This window comes from Lentzea sp. NBC_00516 (assembly GCF_036346835.1).
In the GTDB taxonomy this organism is placed as follows: Bacteria; Actinomycetota; Actinomycetes; order Mycobacteriales; family Pseudonocardiaceae; genus Lentzea; species Lentzea sokolovensis.
Genome location: NZ_CP107840.1, coordinates 7789329 through 7801002, shown reverse-complemented (window position 1 = coordinate 7801002; position 11674 = coordinate 7789329). Strand labels below are relative to the sequence as shown.

Below are 11674 nucleotides of genomic sequence, written 5' to 3'. Positions count from 1 at the left end.
CGCAAGCAACAGTTCAACTGCCACTGCGAGTGGAGGACACCGCTGCCTCACGGGCACGCGGAGCGGCCCGACATGGGTCGGGCACGAGTAGCAAAGATACCTGCCCACGTCTACCTGGGTCAAAACGGGGGTACCGCACCAGCACCTTCGGTAGACAATGCCCGCAGGATCCAGGCTACTCGTGTGACGGAGAACGCACTGTGCAGGTCATTCCGAGAGCCGTTGGCGTGATCGCCGCGCTGGCTCTGGCGCTGTCCGGATGCTCGGGCTGGCAGGAGCAGGCAGGCGTCGGCGAGTGCGCGAAACAGGTCGACCTCAACGACACGAACGTCGAAATGACCGAAGTGGACTGTTCGTCCGAGGAAGCCGTGTACCGCGTGTCTTCGCGTGAGCGACGCACGATGTGCCCGCCCGGTGACTACCTGACGGAGTCGTCGGGACGGTCGAGGACGAACGGCAAGACACGGCTCTGCTACGTCCTCAACGTGCAGGAGGGCGACTGCCTCAAGCCGGTCAACCAGTACTTCCAACGCGCGGCGTGCGGCACCGAGACGCGCAAGGTCACGAAGGTCGTCGACGGCCAGTCCGACCGTACGCTGTGCAACGGGGACGACGCGAAGACGTACTCGCAGCCAGTGAAGACGATCTGCATCACCAACTGAGCCTGAGACCGCGATCTGGTTGCGGCGCAACGAACTCCCGGTACTGCGAAACGATGCGGCAGCCACCGCCAGGTGGTGACGAACGGACCTGATTCACTGTGCGCGTGGACGACCTGATCGCGGCAATGGCCTCGCTGACCGGCTCTTCCGCCACTCCCGAGGTGCTCGGCGGCGACCGCGGTGACGTCGTCGTGGTGCGCGTTGGTGACGTGGTGGCCAAGGCGCATCCCGCGGACACCGACGTGGAGGCGTTGCGGCAGCGGGTGGAGATCGCGGCGGCGCATCCGGAGTTGTTGCTGCCGCCGTTGAAGCCGTTGCAGTTCGTGGACGACAGGCCGATCACGGTGTGGCCGTACGGGACGCCGGTGAGTCAGGACGATCCCGACGCGGCGCCGTGGGAGGAGAGCGCGGCACTGCTGGCGAAGTTGCACGAGTTGCCTGTGCAAGGGCCCGCGGCCGGTACGCCGGAACGGATTGTTCGGGCTATTCAGGCGTTGCCGCCGGAGTTGCCGCATGCCGATGTGGTGTTGCGTGCGTTCGAAGTCTTGCCGCCGTTGGACACGAACGGCCGTGCGTTGATCCACGGTGATTGGCACCTCGGGCAGCTTGTGCACCGGGGGGCCTGGCGGCTCATCGACGTGGACGATCTCGGGGTCGGCGATCCGGTCTGGGACCTGGCCCGACCTGCGGCTTTGTTCGCGGCGGGGGTGCTACCCGATGACCTGTGGGCGCGGTTCCTGAACACCTACCGTGAAACGGGTGGTGTGGCTCTGCCGACAATGGAATGGGAAGCACTCAACATCCCGGCTCAGGCGTACGTTGTGCAGATGGCAGCGCGGGCACTCGTGTCCGGGTTGCAGGCAGTGGAACCGCTGGTTGAAGCCTGTCGTCGGATCGTCGCGACGCACGAGAGCAGTGACCGCGGCTAATATCGTTTTTGTCCGGTCCCACCGCAGGAGGCTCACCACGATGCAGTGTCCCAAGTGTCATGCGAACATGCGCACGTTCGACCGCATGGGCGTTCACATCGAGCAGTGCGACGGCTGCCGCGGAGTCTTCCTGGACTACGGCGAGCTCGAGTCGATCACGCGCCTCGAGGCCCAGATGCAGGCCCCGCCGCCTCCCGTCGCGCCGCCGCCCGCCGCCTACCCGCAGCCGGCTCAGCCCGCCTGGGGTGCCGCGCCGCAGCAGGTCCACCACCACCACGGCGGCGGACACGCCGGCTACGGCTACGGCCACCGCAAGCACCGCGGTCTCGGCGGCCTCTTCTTCTCCTCCTGAGTGCGCGACGGCCCCGGATCTCTGGTCCGGGGCCGTTGACGACTACCGAGAAATAGGTGGATAATCGGTAGTCAACGGGAGGAGTAGCCATGTCTGTCGCGACCGAGGCCGCCCACATCCGCGACCTCTTCGACACGATCGAGGAACTCGAAGCCGTCGCGTCATCCCTGTCAGCAGACGACGAACGCCGCCACCGCCTGGACGGCGTCGTAGCTAAAACCCTCCGCCAGGCCCCGCCGGTACGCCCCGTGGTGGCAGGCGAACTCCTCGACCTCACCGAGAAGACGGTGAAGGCCTGGGCCAGAGAAGGCGTACTGGCCATCCACAGCCAAGAACCGCGCATGCTGCTGGACACCGTGCGCCTGCACGAGGTCCTTCACCTCGTCTCCGACCTCCGCCGCGGAGGCAAGACCCGCGGCCTGATCGACGAAGTCCACCGCCGCCTCAGCGACCAGTCACTGCTGGACCGCCAAGACCTCGCCAGCTCCCTGGACGAGATGCGCAGCGGCAGAGGACGCGTGGTCCGCCCGGTTTGATCGAGGTAGTAGAAACCCCCACCGCACAAGCTCAGGCCAACGGCCTGCGCGGCAGAGCCCGCGTGGCCTACGAACGCTTCCTGGACGAACTGGCGCACTCAGGCTGCGCCGCCCTCGGCTACCGAGTGACGGGCCCAGAACCACTCCCACGCCTGTGCGTGAAGCACCTACGAGGCCCTGACCGCGTAGTAGTCGCCTTCCCCTCCCCCGAAGTCGTGTGGGTGCTCCTGGTGGGCCCACACGACGACGACCCGGGCCTGGACCTCTACGAGGCCCTGTACGAGATGGCCGGCGTAAGACCACGCCTCTCGGAAAAGCGAACCAAACCCCGCTGCTGCACCGACGAGTCCGGCATCCCTCCCCTGGTGGACGAACACCTGGTGGACGACCTGGTGATCCGCGCCAGAGCCCTGGCCAGAGCCCGCCGCCGCTAACCGAACACCTCCAGCCTCCCGCAACCAGACCTCACCGACAATTTTTCTTGTCAAGACAGCCCGAGTTGTCCTACGCTCTGTTCACAGACGAACGGAGACCACGATGTCCTTCCAGGCCTACCTCGACGGCGCGGAGAAGAAGACCGGCAAGACCCCGGCAGACCTGCTGACGGAGGCGGCGGGACGCGGGTACGACGGAACAACCAAGGCAGGCGTGTTCCTGGAGTGGCTGAAGACCGACTACGACCTGGGCCGAGGCCACGGCATGGCGCTCTACCACGTGCTGAAGAACGGCGCGCAGATCAGCGAGAAGCACGTGGGCACCAACGGCAGCCACCGAGACGAGTCGACAACACTCCGCCTGGACGGCATCGCCAACCGCTGACCGCAGGCCAAGGCAGGGGTCCCCTTGGATTCAGCACCCCCCGCGACCCAACGTACAGAGCAGGTCTGACACTCCCGCAAAGCCGAAGGCGAGCCGTCCTTACCGAACGGGCCAGGCGGTGGGGTCCCGTCACGAGTCGCACCACAGCTCTTGCTGCGCCTGGAGATGGGTGTCAAACCGCCACGCTTTTCGGCGGTTTGACACCCATCTCCAGGTGTGGCCCGCTCTTGGTTCGGCTCGTGACGGGACCCCACCGCCAACGCAACCCTCAAAGCAACAGGCAGCCGCCCAACGCAACAGGCGTGCCATCAACCCACCCGTGGCGCCCTCCCCCGATCAGATTGCCGGGGGTCTGGGGGCAGAGCCCCCAGGGGAAGCAAGCAAGGCGACCAGCCGCCCGCAAGCCAGCCACCCAACAAAGGCCGCACCCAAAACAAAACGGCCCCCAGAGCAAAGCTCCAGGGGCCGTTCAGCTAAATCAGCCAGACCAACTACCGGTAATCCCGACCGAAGTCGTAGTCATCCAGCGGCACCGCGGCACCAGTCCCAGTACCGAAGACGTCAGGCGTGTAGTACCCGTCGTCGTAAGAAGGAATCGCGTAGGCAGCAGCCCGCGCCTCCTCAGTCGGCTGAACCTGGATGTTGCGGTAGCGGTTGATCCCGGTACCAGCCGGGATCAACTTACCGATGATCACGTTCTCCTTGAGACCGATGAGCTTGTCCGAACGCCCGTTGATGGCAGCGTCGGTCAGAACCCGGGTGGTCTCCTGGAAGGAAGCCGCCGACAGCCACGAGTCCGTAGCCAAAGACGCCTTCGTGATACCCATCAGCACCGGACGACCAGCGGCCGGCTCGCCACCTTCGGCGACGACAGCGCGGTTGCCGGACTCGAAGTCCGCACGCTCGACCAGAGATCCGGGGAGGAACTCGGTCGCACCGGAGTCGATGATCGTGACCCGGCGGAGCATCTGCCGGACGATGACCTCGATGTGCTTGTCGTGGATCGCCACACCCTGGGCGCGGTACACCTTCTGGACCTCGCCCACGAGGTGCAGCTGCGCCTCACGCGGGCCCATGACACGCAGGACCTCGTGCGGGTCAGGAGTACCTTCCAGCAGCTGCTGGCCGACGGACACGTGGTCGCCGTCCTGCAGCGGGCCGGTGGCCGTGTTGGCGAGACGCTGACGCTTGGACAGCTTCTCGAACACGATCTCCTCGGAGCCGTCGTCCGGGATCAGCGTGATCTTCCAGAAGCGGTCGCCGTCCTCGATGCGGACGCGACCGTCCACGTCGGCGATCGGCGCCTTGCCCTTCGGGACGCGGGCCTCGAAGAGCTCCTGGACACGGGGCAGACCGGTCGTGATGTCGTCACCGGCCACACCGCCCTGGTGGAACGTACGCATCGTCAGCTGCGTGCCGGGCTCACCGATCGACTGGGCGGCGACGATGCCGACGGCCTCGCCGACGTCGACCAGCTGGCCGGTCGCCATCGAGCGGCCGTAGCAGGACGCGCACACACCGACCGGGGACTCGCAGGTCAGCACCGAACGCACCTTCACGCGGACGATGCCGGCCTCGACCAGCGACACGAGTGCCGGGTCGCCGAGGTCGTCGCCGCGGTTCAGGACCAGGTTGCCCTGCGCGTCGGTGATGTCGTCCGCCACCGTGCGGGCGTAGACCGAGGTCTGCGCGAACTCGTGCATGCCGACCTTGTCGCCCAGCTGCTCGCCGACGGTCATCTGCACGCCACGGGTGGTACCGCAGTCGACCTCGCGGATGATGACGTCCTGCGAGACGTCCACCAGACGACGGGTCAGGTAACCCGAGTCGGCGGTACGCAGCGCGGTGTCGGCCAGACCCTTGCGGGCACCGTGCGTCGCGATGAAGTACTCGAGCACCGACAAGCCCTCGCGGAACGAGTTCTTGATCGGGCGCGGGATGTACTCACCCTTCGGGTTGGTGACGAGACCACGCATACCCGCGAGCGAACGGACCTGCGTCATGTTGCCGGCGGCGCCGGACTGCACGATGACGCGGATCGAGTTGTCCTCGGGGAAGTTGTCTTCCATGATCTCGTGGACCTGCTCGGTGGCCTTGGTCCACACCTTGACCAGCTCGGAGTTGCGCTCGTCGTGCGAGAGCTGACCGCGCTGGTAGCGCTTCTCGACGGCGTCCGCGAGGCGCTCGTGCTCCTCGAGGATGTCCTGCTTCGCCGCGGGCACGAGAACGTCCGAGATCGCAACGGTCACACCGGAACGGGTGGCCCAGTGGAAACCGGCGTCCTTCAGCTTGTCCAGCGTCCGGGCGACGGTGACCATCGGGTACCGCTCGGCGAGGTCGTTGATGATGATGGCCTGCCGCTTCTTGGGCATGACCTCGTTGATGAAGGCGTAGTCCTGCGGCAGGATCTCGTTGAACAGCACGCGACCCAGCGTGGTCTCCGCGAGCCACGGCTGACCGGGCTCCCAGCCTTCGGGCTCCTGGCCCTTGGGCGGGTTCTTGTCGGAGACGCGGATCTTCACCATCGACTGCAGGCCCAGGACCTTGCGGTCGAACGCCATCAGGGCCTCGGCGGGCGACGAGTACGAGTGACCCTCGCCGATGTCGCCGACCTTGTGACGGGTCAGGTGGTACAGGCCCGTCACCATGTCCAGACGCGGCATGGCCAGCGGCTTGCCGGACGCCGGGGACAGGATGTTGTTCGACGACAGCATCAGGACGCGGGCTTCAGCCTGCGCCTCGGCGGACAGCGGCAGGTGGACTGCCATCTGGTCACCGTCGAAGTCGGCGTTGAACGCTTCACAGACCAGCGGGTGCAGCTGGATGGCCTTGCCTTCGACCAGCTGGGGCTCGAAGGCCTGGATGCCGAGGCGGTGCAGCGTGGGTGCGCGGTTGAGCAGCACCGGGTGCTCGGTGATGACCTCTTCCAGCACGTCCCACACGGCCGGGCGCGCACGCTCGACCATCCGCTTGGCGGACTTGATGTTCTGCGCGTGGTTGAGGTCCACGAGCCGCTTCATCACGAACGGCTTGAAGAGCTCGAGCGCCATCTGCTTGGGCAGACCGCACTGGTGCAGCTTGAGCTGCGGGCCGACCACGATGACCGAACGGCCGGAGTAGTCGACGCGCTTGCCGAGCAGGTTCTGACGGAACCGGCCCTGCTTGCCCTTGAGCAGGTCGGACAGCGACTTCAGCGGACGGTTACCGGGACCGGTGACCGGGCGGCCGCGGCGGCCGTTGTCGAACAGCGCGTCGACGGCCTCCTGCAGCATCCGCTTCTCGTTGTTGACGATGATCTCGGGCGCGCCGAGGTCGATCAGTCGCTTCAACCGGTTGTTGCGGTTGATGACGCGGCGGTACAGGTCGTTCAGGTCGGACGTCGCGAAACGGCCACCGTCGAGCTGCACCATCGGGCGCAGGTCCGGCGGGATGACCGGGACGCAGTCGAGGACCATGCCCTGCGGGTTGTTGCGGGTCGCCTGGAAGGCGGCAACGACCTTGAGGCGCTTGAGCGCACGCAGCTTCTTCTGGCCCTTACCGCTGCGGATGGTCTCCCGCAGGATCTCGGACTCGGCGTCGACGTCGTAGTCACCCAGAAGCCTCTGGATGGCCTCCGCGCCCATGGCACCGGTGAAGTAGTCGCCGTAGCGGTCGTACAGCTCGCGGTAGAGCAGCTCGTCCGCGATCAGCTGAGCGCGCTCGAGCTTGGTGAACGTGGACCAGATCTCGTCGAGGCGGTCCAGCTCGCGCTGGGCGCGGTCACGGAGCTGGCGCATCTCACGTTCGCCACCCTCCTTGACCTTGCGGCGCACGTCGGACTTGGCACCCTCGGCCTCGAGCTCGGCCAGGTCGGCCTCGAGCTTCTGGGCGCGGGCCTCCACGTCGGCGTCACGGCGGTTCTCGACGCGCTTGCGCTCGACCTGCATCTCGCTCTCGAGCGTCGGCAGGTCGTTGTGGCGCAGCTCCGCGTTCACACCCACGATGACGTAGGCGGCGAAGTAGATGATCTTCTCGAGGTCCTTGGGGGCCAGGTCGAGCAAGTAGCCCAACCGGCTGGGGACGCCCTTGAAGTACCAGATGTGCGTGACCGGAGCGGCGAGTTCGATGTGGCCCATGCGCTCACGACGCACCTTCGCACGCGTCACCTCGACGCCGCAGCGCTCACAGATGATGCCCTTGAAGCGCACGCGCTTGTACTTGCCGCAGTAGCACTCCCAGTCCCGGGTGGGACCGAAGATCTTCTCGCAGAACAAGCCGTCCTTCTCAGGCTTGAGCGTGCGGTAGTTGATGGTCTCGGGCTTCTTGACCTCGCCGAAGGACCACTGGCGGATGTCGTCCGCCGTCGCGAGTCCGATGCGGAGCTCATCGAAGAAGTTGACGTCGAGCACGTCTACTCTCTTCCCCTTTTTAGATCGGTGGCAAAGGAGCTGGTCGGAGGGCCGGGTGAAGGGGACGCGGGAGGCATCCCCTTCACCGGCCGGCGAGGTGACTAGTTGACGACGTCGTCCACGGAGGGCGACTCGGACCTCGACAGGTTGATGCCGAGGTTCGCGGCCGCGCGCTCCAGGTCCTCGTCGTCGCCGTCGCGCATCTCGATCGCGGCACCGTCCGAAGACAGGACCTCGACGTTGAGGCAGAGCGACTGCAGCTCCTTGAGCAGCACCTTGAAGGACTCCGGGATACCGGGTTCCGGGATGTTCTCGCCCTTGACGATGGCCTCGTAGACCTTCACGCGGCCAAGCACGTCGTCGGACTTGATGGTGAGAAGTTCCTGCAGGGTGTATGCGGCGCCGTACGCCTGCATCGCCCAGCACTCCATCTCACCGAAACGCTGACCACCGAACTGCGCCTTACCACCCAGCGGCTGCTGCGTGATCATCGAGTACGGGCCGGTCGAACGCGCGTGGATCTTGTCGTCCACCAGGTGCAGCAGCTTCAGGATGTACATGTAGCCGACAGACACGGGGAACGGGTACGGCTCGCCGGAGCGGCCGTCGAAGAGCTGTGCCTTGCCGTTCTGCTTGACCATCCGCTCACCGTCGCGGTTCGGGATGGTCGAGCCGAGCAGGCCCGTGATCTCTTCTTCCTTCGCACCGTCGAACACCGGCGTGGCGGTCTTCGTGCCGGGCTCGACATCCATCAGGTCCTCGGACAGGTTCTTCGCCCAGTCCGGGTCCCCGTTGATGCTCCAGCCCTGCTTGGCGATCCACCCGAGGTGGGTCTCCAGCACCTGGCCGATGTTCATACGACGCGGCACACCGTGCGTGTTCAGGATGATGTCGACCGGCGTGCCGTCCTCGAGGAACGGCATGTCCTCCGCGGGGAGGATCTTGCCGATGACGCCCTTGTTGCCGTGGCGGCCGGCGAGCTTGTCGCCGTCCTGGATCTTGCGCTTCTGGGCCACGTAGACGCGGACGAGCTCGTTCACGCCCGGAGGCAGCTCGTCGTCGTCCTCACGCGAGAAGACGCGGATGCCGATGACCTTGCCGTACTCACCGTGCGGCACCTTGAGCGACGTGTCGCGAACCTCGCGCGCCTTCTCACCGAAGATCGCGCGGAGCAGGCGCTCCTCCGGCGTCAGCTCGGTCTCGCCCTTGGGCGTGACCTTGCCGACGAGGATGTCGCCGGGCTGGACCTCGGCACCGATGCGGATGATGCCGCGCTCGTCCAGGTCGGCCAGGACCTCTTCGGAGACGTTCGGGATGTCCCGGGTGATCTCCTCGGCGCCGAGCTTCGTGTCGCGGGCGTCGATCTCGTGCTCCTCGATGTGGATCGAGGTGAGAACGTCGTCCTGCACGAGGCGCTGCGACAGGATGATCGCGTCCTCGTAGTTGTGGCCTTCCCACGGCATGATCGCCACGAGCAGGTTCTTGCCGAGCGCCATCTCGGCGTTCTCGGTGCAAGGACCGTCGGCCAGGACCTGACCCGCCTCGATCCGGTCGCCCTCGTTGACGATGGGCTTCTGGTTGATGCAGGTGCCCTGGTTCGAGCGACGGAACTTGTGCAGCGCGTAGGTGTTGCGCGCACCGTCGTCGGCCATGACGGTGATGTAGTCGGCGGAGACCTCCTCGACCACACCCGTCTTCTTCGCGACGACGACGTCACCGGCGTCGACGGCGGCGCGCAGCTCCATGCCGGTGCCGACGAGCGGCGACTCGGAGCGGAGCAGCGGCACGGCCTGACGCTGCATGTTCGCACCCATCAGGGCGCGGTTCGCGTCGTCGTGCTCGAGGAACGGGATCATGGCGGTCGCGGCCGACACCATCTGGCGCGGCGAGACGTCCATGTAGTCGACGTCGGTCGGGTCGATGAACTCGACCTCGCCGCCCTTCTTGCGGACCAGGACGCGGTCGTCGGTGAAGTTGCCGTCCTCGTCGACCGGCGAGTTCGCCTGCGCCTTGACGAAGCGGTCTTCCTCGTCCGCGGTCAGGTAGTCGATCTGCGCGGTGACGCGACCGTCGGTGACCTTGCGGTACGGCGTCTCGATGAAGCCGAACGGGTTGACCCGCGCGTAGCTCGAGAGCGAACCGATCAGGCCGATGTTCGGGCCTTCCGGCGTCTCGATCGGGCACATGCGGCCGTAGTGCGACGGGTGGACGTCGCGGACCTCCATGCCGGCGCGCTCACGGGACAGACCACCGGGACCCAGCGCCGACAGGCGGCGCTTGTGGGTCAGACCCGCGAGCGGGTTGGTCTGGTCCATGAACTGCGACAGCTGCGAGGTGCCGAAGAACTCCTTGATCGCCGCCACGACGGGACGGATGTTGATCAGGGTCTGCGGCGTGATGGCCTCGACGTCCTGCGTGGTCATGCGCTCGCGGACGACGCGCTCCATGCGGGACAGACCGACGCGGATCTGGTTCTGGATCAGCTCGCCGACCGTGCGGAGGCGACGGTTGCCGAAGTGGTCGATGTCGTCGACCTCGACGGGAACGTCACCGCCGGCGGCGGCGTCCATCATCGTCTCGCCGGCGTGCAGGCGAACGAGGTACTCGATCGTCGTGACGATGTCGTCCTCGGTGAGGACACCCGTGTTGATCTCGGTGTCCAGGCCCAGCTTCTTGTTGACCTTGTACCGGCCAACCTTCGCCAGGTCGTAGCGCTTGTCCTTGAAGAACAGGTTCTCCAGCAGGGCCTGCGCCGACTCCTTCGTCGGGGGCTCGCCCGGACGCAGCTTGCGGTAGATGTCGAGCAACGCCTCGTCGGTACCCGCGGTGTGGTCCTTCTCGAGCGTGGTCAGCAACGTCTCGCTGAACGCGAACCGCTCGCGAATCTGCTCCGTGCTCCAGCCCAGAGCCTTCAACAGCACCGTCACCGGCTGGCGACGCTTCCGGTCGATGCGGACACCGACGGTGTCGCGCTTGTCGACGTCGAACTCCAGCCAAGCACCCCGGGACGGGATGATCTTGACGCTGAAGACGTCCTTGTCGGTCGTCTTGTCGACCGCGGTGTCGTAGTACACACCGGGCGAGCGCACGAGCTGGGAGACCACCACGCGCTCGGTGCCGTTGATGATGAACGTGCCCTTGTTCGTCATCATCGGGAAGTCACCCATGAACACCGTCTGGCTCTTGATCTCGCCAGTGGTGTGGTTGGTGAACTCCGCCGTGACGAACAACGGTGCCGCGTACGTCATGTCCTTGTCCTTGCACTCTTCGGTCGAGGCCTTGACCTCGTCGAAGCGCGGGTCGGAGAAGGACAGTGACATGGAGCCGGAGAAGTCCTCGATCGGCGAGATCTCGTTGAGGACCTCTTCGAGGCCGCCCGTCGGGGTCTCGTCGCCGGCGTCGACGCGGCGCTGGAACCACGCCTCGTCGCCGGTCAGCCACTCAAAGGACTGGATCTGCAGGTCAAGCAGGTTGGGCGTCGAAAGCGGCTCGTTAATCTTCGCGAACGAGACCCGCTTCGGCGCTCCAGGGATCCCCGACGTGGAGTTGGTCGCAGCAGTGGCCTTGGTCGCGCGAGAGATCGCCAAGATGCGTCCTTCCAGGGACAAATAGCTGGCTAGAGCGAACTAGCACGGCTGTCAAGGGTGCGGCGCTGCTCGACTAATCCACGCTCTCGGCGAAGGGCAAGCGGAAAATGGGCAGCGCAAAGGGGCAGTCTAGCCACACGCACGGCGACTGTCGAGAGGCACCTGGAAGGACCCTCCTCTTGCTCACCGACAGAGTGACCCTGCATGAGCGCGCAGTCAAGATGTTGCGGGCCGATCCACCCTCTGGATGGAGCGCTCTTTACTTGAAGTCACCCATTTGACCTGCACAAACACGTGTACGGCCGTTTTGGTGGGAAGTTGACGGCTTCAAGTGAACTTACAGAGCGCCACAGGATTTGGTGTGACCGAGGTCACGCGTGTCGGGGCTGGCGGAGAGGGTC

At 65.9% G+C, this 11674-nt stretch carries 8 protein-coding genes; 6 read left to right on the top strand and 2 right to left on the bottom strand.

The genetic code is table 11. The features are described from left to right. The first annotated feature begins 200 nt into the window (after positions 1-200). From OG205_RS35950 to OG205_RS35925, 6 genes are all read left to right on the top strand, one after another. On the top strand, positions 201-662 hold the full coding sequence (locus OG205_RS35950; protein ID WP_330272333.1) for an LppU/SCO3897 family protein: 462 nt from the start codon (positions 201-203) through the stop codon (positions 660-662). A gap of 104 nt (positions 663-766) precedes the next feature. Then, a complete protein-coding gene (locus OG205_RS35945; RefSeq protein WP_330272332.1) occupies positions 767-1591 on the top strand; it encodes a phosphotransferase family protein in 825 nt (274 codons plus the stop codon). Between the two features lie 40 nt (positions 1592-1631). Next, positions 1632-1943 (top strand): TFIIB-type zinc ribbon-containing protein, encoded by a 312-nt coding sequence (locus tag OG205_RS35940; RefSeq protein WP_319972300.1) that lies wholly within the window; start codon positions 1632-1634, stop codon positions 1941-1943. Positions 1944-2032: 89 nt separating this feature from the next. Then, on the top strand, positions 2033-2479 hold the full coding sequence (locus OG205_RS35935) for a hypothetical protein (protein WP_330272331.1): 447 nt from the start codon (positions 2033-2035) through the stop codon (positions 2477-2479). Beyond that, entirely contained in the window at positions 2476-2913 is a 438-nt protein-coding gene (locus OG205_RS35930) for a hypothetical protein (protein WP_330272330.1), read from the top strand. The genes OG205_RS35935 and OG205_RS35930 overlap by 4 nt, the downstream gene beginning before the upstream one ends. 103 nt (positions 2914-3016) lie before the next feature. Then, a complete protein-coding gene (locus OG205_RS35925) occupies positions 3017-3298 on the top strand; it encodes a DUF4287 domain-containing protein (RefSeq protein WP_330272329.1) in 282 nt (93 codons plus the stop codon). A gap of 491 nt (positions 3299-3789) precedes the next feature. On the opposite strand, the gene OG205_RS35920 is transcribed toward OG205_RS35925, so the two are convergent. Beyond that, positions 3790-7686: a DNA-directed RNA polymerase subunit beta' gene (locus OG205_RS35920; RefSeq protein WP_330272328.1), complete on the bottom strand. Its 3897-nt coding sequence runs from the start codon at positions 7684-7686 to the stop codon at positions 3790-3792. Between the two features lie 101 nt (positions 7687-7787). After that, positions 7788-11273, bottom strand: coding sequence for a DNA-directed RNA polymerase subunit beta (gene rpoB / locus OG205_RS35915; RefSeq protein WP_330272327.1), 3486 nt, complete (start codon positions 11271-11273; stop codon positions 7788-7790). Positions 11274-11674 lie beyond the last annotated feature (401 nt).